Consider the following 17,020-nt stretch of genomic DNA (forward strand, 5'->3'; position numbering starts at 1 on the left):
TGAAAGACCCCAGGCTTTGCTTTCGAGCTCATGATGACCCAAACCCCACCTGTCCTCATCCGCGAAACTTTCCCCGTAGGCCCCCTGCAATGCAACTGCACGCTGATCGGCGACCCGCTGACCAAGAAAGCCATCGTCGTCGACCCAGGCGGTGACCCGGAGAAGATCCTGGCACGCCTGCAGGCCCACGGCCTGACGCTGGTGAGCATCATCCATACACACGCGCACTTCGATCATTTTCTTGCCTCGGGCAAGCTCAAGGCGCTGACCGGCGCCACCCTGCACCTGCACAAGGACGACCAGGTACTGTGGGACAACCTGGAGATGCAGTGCCAGATGTTCGGCGTTCCCTACACGCCGGTACCGGCACCCGATCGCTGGCTGGGCGATGACGAAGCGCTGGCCTGTGGCTGTGGCGTGGCATTGCATACGCCTGGCCACACCCCGGGGTCGATGAGCTTCTGGTTCGCCGATGCCAAACTGCTGATCGCCGGCGACACCTTGTTCCGCCGTGGCATTGGCCGCACCGATTTGTGGGGGGGTGACCAGCGGGCTATCGTGCGTTCCATCAAGGAGCGGCTGTACCGGCTGGACGAAGAGGCCATTGTGGTGACTGGCCACGGGCCCGATACCCGCCTGGGTGACGAGATGCGAGAAAACCCTTTCGTGCGTGCCTGAGTGCACATGAAGGCACTTTCATTGAATTTTTCATTGCCGATGCAATCCAAGGCTGGCATAGATCCCTTCGTGATCTGCCGCATTTATGAATTTCAGTAGGAGCTTGTCCATGTTCACCATGCGTCGTCTGATTATCGTCGCAACTGCCGCTGCCCTGATGACTGGCTGTGCCGGCCAGAACCCTTATGACAACCAGGGTCAGGCGCAGGGCTCCACGGGGATGAGCAAGACTGCCAAATACGGCGGCTTGGGCGCGCTGGCTGGCGCCATCGCCGGTGCTGCCATCGACCACAACAACCGTGGCAAGGGTGCGCTGATCGGCGCCGCCGCGGTAGGTGCTGCAGCAGCGGGTTATGGCTACTACGCCGACAAGCAAGAGGCCGAACTGCGCGCCCAGATGGCCAACACCGGCGTGGAAGTACAGCGTCAGGGCGACCAGATCAAACTGATCATGCCGGGCAACATCACCTTTGCCACCGACTCGGCCAACATCGCCCCAAGCTTCTACTCGCCGCTGAACAACCTCGCAGGCTCGTTCAAGCAGTTCAACCAGAACACCATTGAAGTGGTCGGGTTCACCGACAGCACCGGCAGCCGCCAGCACAACATGGACCTGTCCCAGCGCCGCGCGCAGGCGGTCAGCACCTACCTGACCTCGCAGGGTGTGGATGCTTCGCGTATCTCGGTGCGTGGCATGGGCCCGGACCAGCCGATCGCCAGCAACGCCGACGCCAATGGCCGGGCGCAGAACCGCCGGGTGGAAGTGAACCTGAAGCCGATTCCGGGCCAGCAGTATGACCAGCAACAAGGCCAGGTTCAGCAATATCCCTGATTGATGCCCGGGGCCGCCTTGCGACCCTATCGCGACACATGGCCGCTCCCACAGGCATTACGCGATTCCTGTAGGAGCGGCCTTGTGCCGCGAATGGGCTGCAAAGCAGCCCCAGCTTTTAGCGCACCACGCTGGCCTGAATCGCCGTCAGGGCAATGGTATGCACGATATCGTCAACCTGAGCCCCCCGCGGCAAGTCGTTCACCGGCTTGCGCAACCCCTGCAGCATCGGCCCCAGGCTGACCCCGTCGGCACTGCGTTGCACCGCTTTATGCGTGGTATTGCCGGTATTGAGGTCAGGGAACACGAACACCGTGGCACGCCCGGCCACCGGGCTATCCGGCGCCAGTTCCCGTGCAATCGCCGGGTTGGCCGCCGCGTCATACTGCAGCGGCCCGTCAATCAGCAGCTGCTGCGCTGCACCCTGCGCCAGGCGTGTCGCTTCGCGCACTTTCCCGACCTCTTCATCACTGGCCGAATCGCTTGAATAACTGATCATCGCCACCCGCGGCGCGATGCCGAAGGCCTGCGCCGACTCGGCACTCTGCCGGGCGATCTCCGCCAGTTCGGCAGCGCTCGGGTGTGGGTTCATCACGCAGTCGCCGTACACCAGCACCTGCTCGGGGAACAGCATGAAGAACACTGACGACACCAGGCTGGAGCCCGGCGCGGTCTTGATCAACTGCAGGGCCGGGCGGATGGTGTTGGCGGTGGAGTGCACCAGGCCCGATACCAGGCCGTCCACTTCGTCCAGGGCCAGCATCATGGTGCCGATCACCACCGGGTCTTCCAGTTGCTGCTCGGCCATTGGTGCGTTGAGGTTCTTGCTCTTGCGCAGCGCGACCATCGGCTCCACGTAGCGCCCGCGAATCAGCTCGGGGTCGAGGATTTCCAGGCCAGGCGGCAGGGTAATGCCTTGGGCGCGTGCCACCGCCTCGACATCTTCGGGCTTGGCCAGCAGCACGCAGCGAGCGATGCCACGCGCCTGGCAGATGGCTGCGGCCTGCACCAGCAACGGCTCGGCACCCTCTGGCAGGACAATGCGCTTGTTGGCCTGCTGCGCCCGCTGAATCAGCTGGTAGCGGAACACCGCTGGCGACAGGCGCATCTCGCGCGGGGTGCCGCAGCGTTGGTGCAACCAGGCCGCATCGAGGTGGCTGGCGACGAAGTCGGTGATGAACTCGGCGCGCTCGCGGTCGTCGACCGGGATTTCGCGGTTCAGCGAATTGAGCTGGTTGGCGGTGTCGTACGAGCCAGTGCTGACCGACAGGATCGGCAGGCCGGCCTGCAGCGCGCCGCGGCACAGGCCGAGGATGCGCGTGTCCGGCTTGCTGTCGCTGGTCAGCAGCAGCCCGGCCAGCGGTACGCCATTGATGGCGGCCAGGCTGACAGCGAGGATGATGTCGTCGCGATCGCCCGGGGTGACCACCAGGGTACCCGACGTCAGCAGCGGCACCGTGTTGGCCACGGTGCGTGCGCAGATGATGATCTTGCTCATGCGCCGCTGCTCGTAGTCGCCGGCGTTGAGCACCTGGGCGCCGAGCAGCTCGGCCACGTCGCGGGTGCGCGGGGCGTTCAGCTCGGGCTGGTAGGGGATGCAGCCGAGCAGGCGGAAGTCGTTGCCGCGTAGCAGGGGCGAGTGCTCGCGCAGGCGGGTGGCGAAATCCGCCATGCTTTCGTCGGTGCGCACCTTGTTGAGGATTACCCCGAGTACCTTCGGGTCGCGTGGGCCGCCGAACAGCTGGGCCTGCAGTTCAACCCGGCCGGACAATTCGCTGAGCACTTCGTTTTCCGGGGCCGATACCAGGATCACTTCGGCATCCAGGCTCTTGGCCAGGTGCAGGTTGACCCGAGCCGCGTAGCTGGCGTGGCGCGTGGGCACCATGCCCTCGACCACCACCACGTCATTGCCGACGCAGGCTTGCTGGTAGAGGCGGATGATTTCTTCGAGCAATTCGTCCAGCTGGCCGTCGCCGAGCATGCGCTCGACCTGGGCCAGGCTCAGTGGCACGGGAGGCTTGATGCCGTGGGTGCGCGCCACCAGTTCTGTCGAGCGTTCAGGGCCGGTGTCACCCGGGTGGGGTTGGGCAATCGGCTTGAAAAAACCGACCTTCAGGCCGGCGCGCTCCAGGGTGCGCACCAGGCCGAGGCTGATGGAGGTCAGGCCGACACCGAAGTCGGTCGGCGCAATGAAAAATGTCTGCATGCGTGCTTCTCGAAATAAGCGGTGCAAGAAATTAACGGCCAAGGGTAGCGCTATCGACCCCTTGCGCGCACCAGCCGCACGTAAAAGGCTGGCCGATGCGCTGCGCGCGTTGCGCCGGGTCGAGCACCCAGGGGCGTGCCTGCCACGGCGGTTGGTGGCGCAGGTGCTGGGTATGGCCGCAAGACAGCTCGGCCACCCAGTGGCCTTCTTCGTCCTGATGGAAGCCGGTGATCCGACTGATGGGCCGCTGCTCGTCCGCAGTGCGTTCGCAATCGGACGATGGCTTGGTTACACTTGTCCGCTCTACATACTTTTGCAAAAGGTCTTGCCCCATGCTGATCGCCGCCAACAAGGCTGTCTCCATCGACTATACCCTGACCAACGACGCCGGGGAGACCATCGACAGCTCCGCCGGTGGCGCGCCGCTGGTCTACCTGCACGGTGCCGGCAACATCATCCCGGGCCTGGAAAAAGCCCTGGAAGGCAAACAGGCCGGTGACGAGCTGAACGTTTCCATTGAGCCGGAAGACGCCTACGGCGAATACCTGGCCGAGCTGGTCAGCACCCTGAACCGCAGCCTGTTCGAAGGCGTTGACGAGCTGGAAGTAGGCATGCAGTTCCACGCTTCGGCACCGGACGGCCAGATGCAGATCGTCACTATCCGCGACCTCGACGGCGACGACGTCACCGTTGACGGCAACCACCCGCTGGCCGGCCAGCGCCTGACCTTCCAGGTCAAGGTAGTCGACGTGCGTGACGCCAGCGAAGAAGAAATCGCTCACCGTCACATCCACGGTGAAGGTGGCCATCACCACTGATTTTCTGCGCTAAGCTCAGAAAGTCGCCAGGCGCTCGGGCAAGCCGATTTGCCTTCCTACGGGAGGTGGACGGTTTGGACGGGCGCCTTTTTATTGGGCGGAATTCGCCCGCGCGGCAACCGGGAACCTGAGAGGGGATGTCATCATGAGTGCATTTCACGACCTGAAACTGGACGCGCTGAACGGCGGGGAGCTGCCCCTCGCACCGTTCAAGGGCCAAGTGGTGCTGGTGGTCAACGTTGCCTCCAAATGTGGTCTCACGCCGCAATACAAGGCTCTGGAAAACCTCTACCAGGTTTACAAGGCCAAGGGCTTCAACGTGCTTGGCCTACCATGCAACCAGTTTGCCGGGCAGGAGCCGGGCAGCGAAAAGGAAATTCAGGAATTCTGCAGCCTCAACTACGGGGTGAGCTTCCCGCTGGGGGGCAAGCTGGAAGTCAACGGGCCGCAACGCCATTCGTTGTATCGCCTGCTGGCGGGCGAAGGGGCTGAGTTCCCTGGCGACATCAGCTGGAACTTCGAGAAGTTTCTGGTTGGCAAGGACGGGCGGGTGCTGGCGCGCTTCTCGCCGCGCACGGCGCCGGATGACCCGGCGGTGGTGCAGGCAATCGAAAAAGCACTGGCCTGAAAGTCTTGCGCGGTCCCTGTAGGAGCGGCCTTGTGCCGCGAATGGGCCGCAACGCGGCCCCTCGATGGCTTTGACATCGAGATCCGGGGCCGCTATGCGGCCCATTCGCGGCACAAGGCCGCTCCTACACAGATCGCGTAGCACCCAGCCGCGAAGCGGGTGAGGCTGCAGCCTGGTTCCGGGCCGCATCGAGATACCCCTCAAACTGCTCGACAATCGCCGGCCAGCCCTGGCGGCTGGCATGCTGCCGCGCATTCAGGCGCACCCGGCGCAAGGTTTCCTCTTCCTCCAGCAGCCAGCAAGCCGCATCGACAAACGCCGCCTGGTCCCCCGGCATGGCCAGCGCCCCGCTGTGGCCATGGCGAATATGCTGCGCAGCCGCCGCCTCGTCATAGGCAACCACCGCCAACCCCGAAGCCATGGCTTCGAGCACCACATTGCCAAACGTTTCGGTCAGGCTCGGGAACAGGAACAGGTCACCGCTGGCGTAATGCTCGGCCAGCACCTCGCCGCGCTGGGCGCCGCAGAACATGGCATCCGGCATCTGCTGCTGGAGGGCGGCGCGCTGCGGGCCGTCACCCACCATGATCAGGCGCAGGCGCTTCTGTGGATAAGTCGTCTGCAGTGCCTCAAGGCAAGGCCGCAGCAAGCCAAGGTTCTTTTCCACCGCCAGCCGCCCGACATGCAGCACGGCGAGATCGTCCGGGCCCAGCCCCCAGCTTTCGCGCAACGCCTGGCTTCGCCGGGCCGGGTTGAACAGGCACGCATCGACACCCCGAGCGAGCAGTTCCAGGCGCTCGAAACCACGGCGCTCAAGCTCCAGGCGCTGGCTGACACTGGGCACCAGGGTGATTGCCGTGCGCCGATGGAACCAGCGCAGGTAGTGGGTGAGCAAGCGTGCCAGCAAACCCAGGCCGTACTGGCCGGAGTACTGCGGGAAGTTGGTGTGGAAGCCGCTGACGACCGCGATTCCCAGGCGCCTGGCCGCGCGCAGTGCGCTGAGCCCCAGCGGCCCCTCGGTGGCGATGTACAGCACATCCGGGCGCTGCCGCCGCCAGCGGCGCAACAACTTGTGCATCGACACCTCGCCCCACTGCAAACCGGGGTAACCAGGCAGCGCCCAGCCACGGCAGAGCATCAGGTACGGGTCGTTGTGCACGGGGGCTTCGCCGGCTTGGCGCGGGCGCACCACCTCCACCTCATGGCCGCGCTGAAGCAGCCCTTCGCCAAGGCGGCCAAGGGTGTTGGCCACGCCGTTGATTTCGGGTGGGAAGGTTTCGCTGACCAAGGTAATGCGTAGGGCGGGTGTATTCATGACAAAAAGTTTCCGCCTGCCGGGTTGCGCCAATGTGACTGCAATGTGACGTACAGATGACGCCTGACCGCTGACGCTTTTGCCTTTATGAATATTTCGTTGCGCGGTGCTCAAGAAGGTGCAACCGGCAGCCGATGAAGATGCATTCGACTAGGTGATGCGCTCCAGGAGTGCGGTGATGTTCAACAGCAAGCTCAAGCAAGAAATCCGGCAGCTGCGCGAAGATCTGATGTCCGTGGAACAGGTCAAGAGTAGTCTCGACAGCGAGATGCTGGTACTTCAACTCGACCCACAGGGACGGATCGAGATGGTCAACGGCAACTTCGAGAGCGAAATGCTCTACCGTTCCGATCAATTGCTTGGACGCAACATCGAGGACATCGTCCCAGCCCATGTGAAGTCGCTGGATTTCTACCAACGCATGAAGAGCGCGATCAGCCGTGGCGAGCATTTGAACGGCGCCTTCCGTCTGCTGCGTGGCAACGGCCAGGAAGCCTGGCTGCGGTCGATCCTGCAGCCGGTAAAGAACAGCGAGGGGCGCATCAAGTACTTCACGCTGCACTCCAGCGACCTGACCCGCACCATTGAGACGTCTCGTGAGCACGAAAGCCTGATCAAGGCGCTGATGCGCTCTACTGCAGTGATCGAGTTCGACCTCGACGGCACCATCCTCACTGCCAACGAGCGTTTCCTGGCCACAGTCGGTTATCGCCTTGAGCAGATTCGCGGCAAGCACCACCGTATGTTCTGCGAGCCGGAGGAGGTTCACTCGGCCGGCTATCAGGCGTTCTGGGACAAGCTGCGCCGGGGTGAATACGTTGCCGAACGTTTCAAGCGTATCGATGCCCATGGCCGGGTAATCTGGCTGGAGGCTTCGTACAACCCGATCTTCGATGCCCACGATGTGCTGTACAAGGTGGTCAAGTTCGCCACTGTGATCACCGACCAGGTCAACCAGGAGCAGGCCGTGGCCCAGGCGGCAGATGTCGCCTATAGCACCTCGCTGGGTACCGATGTCAGCGCGCGCAAGGCCACCGAGGTGGTCACCCAGACCGTCAGTGTGATGCGCGGCCTTGAGGCCTCGATGCAAGAGGCGGCGGAGGGCATCCAGGCGCTGGACACCCAGTCACGGGTGATCGGGTCGATCATCAAGACCATCAGCGACATTGCCGGGCAGACCAACCTGCTGGCCCTTAACGCGGCCATTGAAGCGGCCCGCGCGGGCGAGCAAGGGCGAGGTTTTGCCGTGGTTGCCGACGAAGTGCGCCAGCTGGCTTCGCGCACCAGCACCGCTACCGAGGAAATTGCCCGGGTAGTAAAGCAGAACGAGCAACTGGCGCAGGCGGCGGTGGAGATCATCGACACCAGCAAGCGCCAGGCCGAGCAGGGACTGGCGCTGGCCGATGAGACGGGCAACGTGATTGTCGAGATCCAGGACGGGGCGAAGCGGGTGGTGGATGTGGTGGGGCAGTTTTCCAGCCGGTTGGGGCAGTAGAGCCCCAAGCAGATTTGGTCTGCCTTTTGGTGGACCCAATGTCTTTCACCATCACTCAGGCTGCCCCCTCATCTTGTAGGAGCAGCCTTGTGCTGCGAAGAGGCCGGTAAGGCTGAAGATTATCTTCGGCTGCAATGGCCTCTTCGCAGCACAAGGCTGCTCCTACAGGGGGGCGGGTACACCTCGGCAGTCAGTTACGCTCCCGCACCCAGAACAATGTAGCCCCGGCCACCGCCGCCGGCATCATCAGCACGTTCACCCCTGGGATCATCAGTGCCAGGTAGGTGATGCCGCCAAAGCCCAGCGACTGCCAGCGCTTGCTGCGCAGCCAGGCCAGCATGTCCTGCCAGCTCATCTTGTTGTTGTCCGCCGGGTAGTCGATGTACTGAATGGCCATCATCCATACCCCGAACATCAGCCACAGCGGCGCGGCGATTACGTTGACCACGGGGATCAGCGACAGGATGAACAGGCCGATGGCCCGTGGCAGGAAGTAGCCCAACTTGCGCATTTCGCGGCTGAAGGTGCGTGGCACCATGGCCACCAGCTCGCCCCAGCTGAACGCCGGGAAGGTGTCTTCGCCACGCACCACCACTTCGACCTTTTCCGCCAGGAAGCCATTGAACGGCGCGGCAATGATGTTGGCCACCAGGGTGAAGGTGAAGAACACCATCAGCACCAGCAGGGCAACGAACAGCGGCCAGAGTATGTAGCTGAGAAAGCTCAGCCAGTCTGGCAGCGTTGGCATCAGGGCATCGAGCCACAGGCCGAACTGGTGGCCGGCGAAGTAGACCATGCCACCGAACAGCAGCAGGTTGACCGCCAGCGGCAGTAGCACGAACAACCGCAGGTTGGGGCTCAGCACCAGTTTCAGGCCTTCGCGCAGGTATTGGGGGCCGGAGAGGACAGGGGCTTGCATCGGGAGACTCCGCAGAGAAGGAAAACGCGCTGACCTTACCGAGTTTGCCGCGCCGACGAAAGGTGGCTGGCAAGCGGGACACGGGCTGTAACAAAAGCGCCAGGGCTGGCCTATGAATGAAATCAATGAATAGACCGTGCCTATGAGGTGGATTGTCTAAGGATATTTCCTTAATCTTTGCGACCTCGCTACAGTGCGCTCAACTTTCCGCTTTTCGGGCCTGCGCGTTGTAGCCTTCCCCAAGTGCTGCGTGGGTCCGTTTTAATTTTCCAGCTGGCGCAGCCGGTACACCGATGCCGGCCCGTGCCGCCGGCTCGACAGGAGTTCGACATGTCTGAAGTACGTCATTCGCGCGTCATCATTCTCGGTTCCGGCCCTGCCGGTTACAGTGCTGCAGTCTACGCTGCCCGCGCCAACCTCAAGCCGCTGCTGATCACCGGCATGCAGGCGGGCGGCCAGCTGACCACCACCACCGAAGTTGACAACTGGCCGGGCGACCCCCACGGCCTGACCGGCCCGGCCCTGATGCAGCGCATGCAGGAACACGCCGAGCGTTTCGAAACCGAAATCGTCTTCGACCACATCAATGCTGTCGATCTGGCCAACAAACCGTTCACCCTGCAGGGTGACAGCGGCAAATACACCTGCGACGCACTGATCATCGCCACCGGTGCCAGCGCCCGCTACCTGGGCCTGCCGTCGGAAGAAACCTTCATGGGCAAGGGCGTTTCGGCCTGCGCCACCTGCGACGGTTTCTTCTACCGCAACAAGCCAGTCGCCGTGGTTGGCGGCGGCAACACTGCCGTGGAAGAAGCGCTTTACCTGGCCAACATCGCCAGCAAGGTTACCTTGGTGCACCGTCGCGAGACCTTCCGCGCCGAAAAGATCCTGGTCGACAAGCTCAACGCCCGTGTGGCCGAAGGCAAGATCGAGCTCAAGCTCAACGCCACCCTGGACGAAGTGTTGGGTGACAACATGGGCGTAACCGGTGCGCGCCTGAAGAACAACGACGGCAGCAGCGACGAAATCAAGGTCGACGGCGTATTCATCGCCATTGGCCACACCCCGAACACCTCGCTGTTCGAAGGCCAGCTGACCCTCAAGGACGGCTACCTGGTGGTCAACGGCGGCCGTGAAGGCAACGCTACCGCCACCAACGTTGAAGGTGTGTTCGCTGCAGGTGACGTGGCTGACCACGTTTACCGTCAGGCCATTACCTCGGCCGGCGCTGGCTGCATGGCGGCCCTGGACGTAGAGCGTTACCTGGACGGCCTGGCCAACGCCTCGTTCTGATCAGATAGCGCCCCAAAAAAACCGGCTGAAAGGCCGGTTTTTTATTGCCTGCGGTCAGCTCACAGGCTCAACCGCATGGACAGGTCCACTGCTTTCACATCCTTGGTCATGGCACCAATCGAGATGTAGTCCACGCCAGTCTCGGCAATTACCCGCAAGGTCGTCTCGTTCACCCCGCCGCTGGCCTCCAGCTTGGCCTTGCCCGCGTTAATACGCACCGCTTCGCGCATTTCGTCCAGGTTCAGCTCGTCGAGCATGATGATGTCCGCGCCCGCTGCCAGCGCCTCGCGCAGTTCATCCAGGCTTTCCACTTCGATCTCTACCGGCTTGCCCGGCGCAATTCGGTGCGCCGCCGTTACGGCCTCGGCAACACCACCGCTGGCGGCGATGTGGTTTTCCTTGATCAGGAAGGCGTCGTACAGGCCGATGCGGTGGTTGTCGCAGCCGCCGCAGGTAACCGCGTACTTCTGTGCCAGGCGCAGGCCGGGCAGGGTTTTGCGGGTGTCCAGCAGGCGCACCTGGGTGCCTTCCACCAAGTCGGCCAGGAAACGCGCACGGGTGGCGACCCCCGACAGCATCTGCAGGAAGTTCAGCGCGCTGCGCTCGCCGCTCAGCAGCGAGCGGGCCGGGCCTTCCAGGTGGAACAGCGGCTGGTTGGCCGTGGCGCGATCACCGTCGGCCACCTGCCAGTGCACGGCCACACGCGGGTCAAGCTGGCGAAACACGGCGTCGACCCAGGCAGTGCCGGCAATCACGCAGTCTTCGCGGGTGATGATGGTGGCCTTGGCCAGGCGCTCGGCCGGGATCAGCTGCGCGGTGATATCGCCACTGCCGATGTCCTCCAACAGTGCGCGGCGCACGTTGGCTTCGATTTCAGCGGTCAGGTCGGCAAGGCGTAGGTTCGGCATGGTCGGCTCCACAAGCTAGATGCCGGCGATTATAGGGCAGGGGGCCGATGTGTACAGCCGCCCCGGCCATGACCTTTGGTCGGTCTTCGTGAGCAATGCCTGCAAACGAGGGTCATTAACCCGTCCATGAATCGGCGCTGGCAGCTGTGCGATTTTTTACTGATAATGGCGACCAGTATTTGGCGTCATAGCTTTGACGATTTACAGCCCCTTCGGGCATGACACCCTGCAAGGAGTCCAGGATGCAAAAAGAAGGCAAGGTGGTGCCCCTGGCGGCAGCCATCGACCGAGGGGGGCGCACGCCTCTGCCTTGCCTTCCGGTGTTGCTCCTGCAAGTGCGCGACAAGGCTGCGCTGCAATTGCGCCAGGGCTTGCAGGCGCTGTTCGACAATGCTGACGACACCCTGTTCGAGATGGCCGACAAGGCCGTTGATCGCTGCGACCAGAACCTGTACTTCGAGGCCATGCGGGATCTGCGCCTGAAGCGCAAAAGTATCGAACGCGGCTTCCTTGATACCTTCTATGACGCCTACGCCCGCATCGGCCAGGTCGACCTGCTGGTGCATCTGGCAGAACCCGGCAACCTGCGTAGCAAGGTGCAACTGGAACGGGCTGCGGCCATCGAAGGCATGGTCGCGCGGGTGCTGTCGCGCGATGGCATTGCCCTGCAGCAACTGGGCCTGCGCTTGCAGGCCTTGCTCGACCGCCCCGTGCATGAGCAGCGCAACCCGCTCGGCCCTGCTGCATTGTGCGGGTACTTCCTTGAAGCTGGCCGTAACCTGGGGGTGGGCTTACGGGTCAAACTGGTCCTGCTCAAGCTTTTCGAGCGTTATGTCTTGCGCGATGTCGACGTCATCTATGCCGAAGCCAACCAGTTGCTGGCCGTCGCCGGTGTGCTGCCCGAGTTGCAACCGGCCCCGCGCCGGCGTGCCGAAGACCGGCGCATGAGGGCAGGACGAGGGCCGGCAAGCCAAGGCCAGGAAGTGGGGGCGGATGCGGCAGGCCAGGCCTTCTTTGCCTCGTTGCAAACCTTGCTGGCCCCGGCGCGCGGGCAGTTCGCACCGCGATTGCAGGCGGTGGCTGCGGCCCAGTCGATCAGCACCGCCGACCTGGTCCGCCTGCTTTCGCATTTGCAGCACTACTTGCCGGCTACCGGCGAGCCTGATGATTTCGAGCTCGGCCAACAACTCGAACAACTGCTGCTGCGGGTCAGCGTGCGCAGTGGCACGCGCCGGCGCATCGCCGTAGCCGACGAGGACATGATCAACCTGGTCGGCCTGCTGTTCGCCTGTATTCAAGGCGACGACAACCTGCCGGCCAGCCTGCGTGCGCTGATCGCGCGCCTGCATATCCCGCTGCTCAAGGTCGCCCTGCTGGACAAGGGGCTGTTCAGCCGGGCCAGTCACCCTGCACGCCGGCTGCTCAACGAAATCGCAGGCGCAGCCATTGGCTGGGAGTGCGGTGGCGAAGGCCTGCGCGACAGCCTGCACTTGCGAGTAGAGCGCATAGTCCAGCGCTTGATTAATGATTTTGCCGAAGATACCGGCCTGTTTGCCGAACTGCTCGACGAGTTCCTTGCGTTCAACCAGGAGGAACGGCGGCGCAACGAATTGCTTGAGCAACGCACGCGCGACGCCGAAGAAGGGCGTGCCCGTGCCCTGCAGGCGCGGCAGCAGGTGCAGCGGGTGCTCAACCAGCGCCTGCGTGGCCGGGTCTTGCCCTTGGTGGTGGTGCAAATGCTGGTACAGGCCTGGAGCCAGGTGCTGCTGCTGGCTTGGCTCAAGCAGGGTGAAGCCTCCCAGGCCTGGCGAGATAGCTTGCAGACGGTGGACACGCTATTGGCTACTATCACCCCCGGGCATGAGCCGCAAACCCTGTTGCAGCAGGTGCCGGGCCTGCTCAAGGCGCTGCGCGATGGCTTGGCTAGCGTGGCCCTGAATTCGGCGGCAACCCGTGAGTTCTTCCTGCAACTGGAGCAATTGCACCTGCGTGCCTGCGCAGGCGCTGAGCTAACGGTTGGCCATGGCCAACCCTTGGCCGAAGTGCTGGTGGACGAAGATATCGTGCTGGCGATTGCCGAAGAACCGTCCTGCGCGCCTTTACACATTGCCGATGGCCAGGCTGCAGCGTTGCGGCAGGTGCAGCGCTTGCGTATCGGGACCTGGGTTGAAGTACTTGATGACGACGAACCGCTGCGCTGCAAGCTGGTGGCACACATCGACAGCAGCGACAGGCTGGTGTTTGCCAACCGCACCGGCATGAAGGTGCGAGAGTGGAGCGGCGCGGGCCTGGCGCAGGCGCTACAGCGGGGGGACGTGCGGGTGCTGGATGACGGATTGTTGTTCGAGCGGGCGCTGGAGGCGGTGCTCGACGGGCTGCGGCAACCGCAGGTGCGGTAACCGGCAACATTACAATCATTCACATGCCAACGGCGTTGGCGGCAGGGCATACTGTGGTTCTGTTCAAGGCGCTTTCAGGATTTGCCCCATGCAATTGGACCGTGCCACTGGCTGGTTCCACGGAATCGGAATCACCCACTGCCCCTCGCCGAACTTCAATGCCCGCCCCGAAGGCGAAGTGATTTCCCTGCTGGTGATACACAACATCAGCCTGCCGCCGGCCTGCTTTGGTACCGGCAAGGTGCAGCAGTTCTTCCAGAATTGCCTGGACCCGAACGAACACCCTTATTTCGCCAGCATCAGCCAGCTGACCGTGTCGGCGCACCTGTTCGTCGAACGTGACGGGGCGGTGACGCAGTTCGTGTCATTGCTGGAGCGCGCCTGGCACGCGGGTGTGTCGTGCTTCGACGGGCGCGAAGGCTGTAACGATTTTTCCATCGGCATCGAGCTGGAAGGCACCGACGACCTGCCCTACACCGATGCCCAGTACGGCGTGCTGGAGCAGCTAACCCGGCACATTCGCAGGGCCTGGCCGGCCATCGACCTGGGCCGCATTCAGGGCCACAGCGACATTGCCCCGCAACGCAAGACTGACCCCGGCCCGTCGTTCGATTGGCCGCGCTACCGTGAAGCGTTGCTGCACAACGAGGACAAGGCATGAGTTTTCTGGTGTTGCTGCTGGCACTGTGGGTCGAGAAGTTTTCGGCCCTGCGCCATCAAGTGCAGCGTGATGGGTTCTTTCTTGGCGAACTGGTACGCCTGGAGCGCAGCGGCAAGGTGCACCCCTGGTGGACGCTGGCCATCCTGGTGTTGGCACCGGTAGCGCTGCTGGTGTTGCTGCTGCATGTGCTGGAGCCGGTGGCCTATGGGCTGTTGGCGCTGCCGGTGCATCTGCTGGTGTTGGTCTACAGCCTGGGCCGTGGCGATGCCAAGGCGTCGCTGGGACCGTTCCGTGATGCCTGGCGACGCGGTGATGATCAAGCGGCGCTGCATGTTGCAGAGCGCGACCTGGGCGTGGTGGCGGACGAGCCGCATAGCCTGTTGGTGCGTGTGCAGGGCAACCTGCTGTGGCAGGTGTACCAAGGCTTTTTCGCGGTGATCTTCTGGTATTTCGTGCTGGGCCCTGGTGCGGCGCTGGCTTATCGCCTGCTGGCGCTGTGCGGCGAGCACAGCCAGCAGCCTGCGTTGAAGGCGCGGGCCGAACAACTGCGGCACATCATGGACTGGCTGCCGGTTCGCTTGATGGCGTTGAGCTTTGCGCTGGTGGGCAACTTCCTTGCAGTGACCCGGGTGATGCTGCACGAGGTGCTCAACTGGCACATCAGTGCTGCGCACCTGGTGGCGCGGGTGGGGCGTATTGCCGATGACATTCCCGATGAAGAAGACAGCCAGCGTGGGCTGGGGCGGCTGGACAGCCTGTGGGAGCTGCTGCTGCGCTGTGCGGTGTTGTGGTACGCCGGGTTCGCGCTGTGGACCGTGCTGGTTTGACATAGGGTCGCCTTGCTATTTGCGTCGCCTGGCAGATCGAGCGCCGCGCGGGCGGCGCTCGATCTGCCAGGCGCAGCAACTACAAAGGCGAGCACCAGCCAAACAACTCGCAAGCATTGCGGCTACTGGCTTGCGCCAGCGCCTCTACATCCACTCCCATCACCTGGGCCAGCGCCCCGGCAATGTCCGGCAGATGCTCCGGGCTGTTCCGTTGCCCCGGGTACATCACCGGCGCCATATCCGGCGCATCGGTCTCCAGCACCACACTCTCCAGTGGCAGGCGCGCCAGCGTCTTGCGCAGCCGCAGCGCCTGTGGCCAGGTGCCGGCACCGCCAAGCCCAAGCCGAAAGCCTAGCTTGATGTATTCGCGCGCCTCTTCGTAACTGCCGGCAAACGCATGAATCACGCCCGCCCGCGCCGGCTTGTAGCGCTTGAGCGTGGCGATTGCCTGGGCATGGCTGCGGCGTACGTGCAACAGCGCGGGCAGTTCGAAGTCGCAGGCCATTTGCAGTTGCGCTTCGAACAGGTCCTGTTGGCGTGTTTTGTCCAGGTCTTCGAGGTAGTAGTCCAGGCCAAACTCACCCACGGCGCACAGCCGTGGGTCGCCATGCAGGCGTTCCAGCCATTCGCGCAGTTGCGTCAGGTGCTCCGGGCGATGCTGGTCGAGGTACACCGGGTGCAGGCCGAGTGCTGCGAACAGGCGCTGATCGGTGCAGGCGAGGTCCCACACCCGCTGGAAATTCGCCTGGTACACCCCCAGTACCACCATCCGTTCCACCCCGCGTGCCGCCGCGTTGGCCAGCAGGCGCGGGCGGTCGGCGTCGAAGTCGGGGAAGTCCAGGTGGGTGTGGGTGTCGATCAGGCGCATGTTCAGGCCGCCGTGATGCGCTGCTTGAAGGTGCGGCCCACGGCATGCACGCCAGGTTCGTAGCGTTTTTCCTCGATTGCGGCCAGCGCCAGTTCCAGCGCGGTGGCGGCAATCAGGCCATGCTGCTGGGCCATGGCATTGACCGGCAGTGGCAGGAAGTCGAGCAACTGGTTGTCACCAAAGGTGCCCAGCTGCAACTGGCGCGAGTCGGCCGGGCGTGCCTGAAGGGTGTCGAACACCCCTTGCAGCAACACGTACGAGGTGGTCACCAGGGCATCCGGCAGGCCGCCCAGGTCATGGATAAGCTGTTGCATAAGGCGCTGGCCGCACTCACGGCTGAACGCCTCGCCCTGGTAGCGACGGACATCACCGGTATAGCCTTGCAGGGCTTCGTCGAACCCGCCGGCACGCGCCTGGCTGACTGACAGCTCGGGGCGTGCGCCTATCAGGGCAATGCTGCGTGGGGCGGCGCTGAGCAGGCTGGTAGCCAATTGCCGGCTGGCATCGCGGTCGTCGCTGATGACCGAGCAGAAGTGCGTAGGGTCCAGCCGGCGGTCGATGGCGATCACCGGCAGGCCTTTGTCCTGCATATCGCGGTAGCTGTCGTCTTCCGGCGGCAGGCAGCTGGCGACGAACAGGGCATCGCAACGGCGCGCGCGGAACAGTTGCTGCAACTGGCGCTCGCTGTCGGGCTGGTCGTCGCTGCTGGCGATCAGCAACTGGTAGCCACGGGCGCGGGCGCCTTGCTCCAGCTGCTTGGCAATGCGGGCGTAGCTGGGGTTCTCCAGATCCGGGAGAATGAAGCCCAGGGTGCGGGTGTGTCGGCTGCGCAGGCCAGCGGCCTGCGGGTTGGGTGTGAAGCCGTGGGCTTCGACCACCGCGCGCACCCGTTCGACAGTGGCGTTGCTGATGCGCTGCTGTTCAGCCTTGCCGTTGATGACGTAGCTGGCCGTGGTCACGGACACACCGGCCAGACGGGCGATATCGCTGAGTTTCACCGAATTTTCCTTGTTATTTCCGGGGCTGGCTCTGAGGCCGGACCGGGTATTTTGACCCGGCGCTGGCGCCATGCGCAGACGACCATTGTCGCAATTGTCCGACAGGATGGGGCTTTTTACCGGGCAGATTATCGAGTAACGTGGCCGTCTGGTCAGATTAAACGTTTCAGCTGCC

General features: G+C 63.5%; 16 protein-coding genes. 9 read left to right on the top strand and 7 right to left on the bottom strand.

Features of this window, described 5'->3' with window-relative positions:
- Positions 1–33 precede the first annotated feature (33 nt).
- Both MRBLPB4O_RS04050 and MRBLPB4O_RS04055 read left to right on the top strand, forming a co-directional pair.
- Entirely contained in the window at positions 34–678 is a 645-nt protein-coding gene (locus MRBLPB4O_RS04050; protein WP_341797577.1) for an MBL fold metallo-hydrolase, read from the top strand.
- Positions 679–787: 109 nt separating this feature from the next.
- Positions 788–1,510 (top strand): OmpA family protein, encoded by a 723-nt coding sequence (locus MRBLPB4O_RS04055; protein WP_016501466.1) that lies wholly within the window; start codon positions 788–790, stop codon positions 1,508–1,510.
- Positions 1,511–1,628: 118 nt separating this feature from the next.
- Here MRBLPB4O_RS04055 and pta read toward each other — a convergent pair whose 3' ends face one another.
- Together pta and MRBLPB4O_RS04065 are read right to left on the bottom strand one after the other, a co-directional pair.
- Positions 1,629–3,716, bottom strand: coding sequence for a phosphate acetyltransferase (pta, locus tag MRBLPB4O_RS04060; protein ID WP_341797578.1), 2,088 nt, complete (start codon positions 3,714–3,716; stop codon positions 1,629–1,631).
- A gap of 31 nt (positions 3,717–3,747) precedes the next feature.
- Positions 3,748–4,050, bottom strand: coding sequence for a DUF3565 domain-containing protein (locus tag MRBLPB4O_RS04065; protein ID WP_341797579.1), 303 nt, complete (start codon positions 4,048–4,050; stop codon positions 3,748–3,750).
- Here MRBLPB4O_RS04065 and MRBLPB4O_RS04070 point away from each other — a divergent pair.
- Both MRBLPB4O_RS04070 and MRBLPB4O_RS04075 read left to right on the top strand, forming a co-directional pair.
- Positions 4,049–4,534, top strand: coding sequence for a peptidylprolyl isomerase (locus tag MRBLPB4O_RS04070; RefSeq protein WP_016501463.1), 486 nt, complete (start codon positions 4,049–4,051; stop codon positions 4,532–4,534). The genes MRBLPB4O_RS04065 and MRBLPB4O_RS04070 overlap by 2 nt on opposite strands.
- A 145-nt stretch (positions 4,535–4,679) precedes the next feature.
- Entirely contained in the window at positions 4,680–5,162 is a 483-nt protein-coding gene (locus MRBLPB4O_RS04075) for a glutathione peroxidase (RefSeq protein ID WP_341797580.1), read from the top strand.
- 124 nt (positions 5,163–5,286) lie between these two features.
- Here MRBLPB4O_RS04075 and MRBLPB4O_RS04080 read toward each other — a convergent pair whose 3' ends face one another.
- A complete protein-coding gene (locus tag MRBLPB4O_RS04080; protein ID WP_341797581.1) occupies positions 5,287–6,477 on the bottom strand; it encodes a glycosyltransferase family 1 protein in 1,191 nt (396 codons plus the stop codon).
- A gap of 178 nt (positions 6,478–6,655) precedes the next feature.
- Between MRBLPB4O_RS04080 and MRBLPB4O_RS04085 the strand changes: the two genes are divergently transcribed.
- On the top strand, positions 6,656–7,972 hold the full coding sequence (locus tag MRBLPB4O_RS04085; protein WP_341797582.1) for a PAS domain-containing methyl-accepting chemotaxis protein: 1,317 nt from the start codon (positions 6,656–6,658) through the stop codon (positions 7,970–7,972).
- A 190-nt stretch (positions 7,973–8,162) separates the two neighbouring features.
- On the opposite strand, the gene cysZ is transcribed toward MRBLPB4O_RS04085, so the two are convergent.
- On the bottom strand, positions 8,163–8,891 hold the full coding sequence (cysZ, locus tag MRBLPB4O_RS04090) for a sulfate transporter CysZ (RefSeq protein WP_016501458.1): 729 nt from the start codon (positions 8,889–8,891) through the stop codon (positions 8,163–8,165).
- A 330-nt stretch (positions 8,892–9,221) separates the two neighbouring features.
- Between cysZ and trxB the strand changes: the two genes are divergently transcribed.
- The gene (gene trxB, locus MRBLPB4O_RS04095) at positions 9,222–10,184 is read left to right on the top strand and encodes a thioredoxin-disulfide reductase (RefSeq protein WP_003247318.1); all 963 of its coding nucleotides are present in this window, start codon (positions 9,222–9,224) and stop codon (positions 10,182–10,184) included.
- Positions 10,185–10,243: 59 nt separating this feature from the next.
- Here the strand turns inward: trxB and nadC are convergent, their stop codons facing one another.
- The gene (gene nadC, locus MRBLPB4O_RS04100; RefSeq protein WP_016501457.1) at positions 10,244–11,092 is read right to left on the bottom strand and encodes a carboxylating nicotinate-nucleotide diphosphorylase; all 849 of its coding nucleotides are present in this window, start codon (positions 11,090–11,092) and stop codon (positions 10,244–10,246) included.
- Between the two features lie 242 nt (positions 11,093–11,334).
- On the opposite strand from nadC, the gene MRBLPB4O_RS04105 reads away from it, so the two are divergent.
- The 3 genes from MRBLPB4O_RS04105 (at position 11,335) to ampE (ending at position 14,979) form a co-directional block, all read left to right on the top strand.
- Positions 11,335–13,491, top strand: a complete 2,157-nt coding sequence (locus tag MRBLPB4O_RS04105; RefSeq protein ID WP_341797583.1) for a DUF1631 domain-containing protein — start codon at positions 11,335–11,337, stop codon at positions 13,489–13,491.
- Between the two features lie 88 nt (positions 13,492–13,579).
- Positions 13,580–14,152, top strand: coding sequence for a 1,6-anhydro-N-acetylmuramyl-L-alanine amidase AmpD (gene ampD / locus MRBLPB4O_RS04110; RefSeq protein ID WP_341797584.1), 573 nt, complete (start codon positions 13,580–13,582; stop codon positions 14,150–14,152).
- Positions 14,149–14,979 (top strand): regulatory signaling modulator protein AmpE, encoded by an 831-nt coding sequence (gene ampE / locus MRBLPB4O_RS04115; RefSeq protein WP_234227514.1) that lies wholly within the window; start codon positions 14,149–14,151, stop codon positions 14,977–14,979. The genes ampD and ampE overlap by 4 nt, the downstream gene beginning before the upstream one ends.
- Before the next feature lie 79 nt (positions 14,980–15,058).
- On the opposite strand, the gene MRBLPB4O_RS04120 is transcribed toward ampE, so the two are convergent.
- Together MRBLPB4O_RS04120 and cra are read right to left on the bottom strand one after the other, a co-directional pair.
- Positions 15,059–15,847, bottom strand: a complete 789-nt coding sequence (locus tag MRBLPB4O_RS04120; RefSeq protein WP_341797585.1) for a TatD family hydrolase — start codon at positions 15,845–15,847, stop codon at positions 15,059–15,061.
- A 2-nt stretch (positions 15,848–15,849) separates the two neighbouring features.
- Entirely contained in the window at positions 15,850–16,845 is a 996-nt protein-coding gene (gene cra / locus MRBLPB4O_RS04125) for a catabolite repressor/activator (protein ID WP_341797586.1), read from the bottom strand.
- Between the last annotated feature and the right edge of the window lie 175 nt (positions 16,846–17,020).

This window comes from Pseudomonas sp. LPB4.O (genome assembly GCF_038383825.1).
Taxonomy (GTDB): domain Bacteria; phylum Pseudomonadota; class Gammaproteobacteria; order Pseudomonadales; family Pseudomonadaceae; genus Aquipseudomonas; species Aquipseudomonas putida.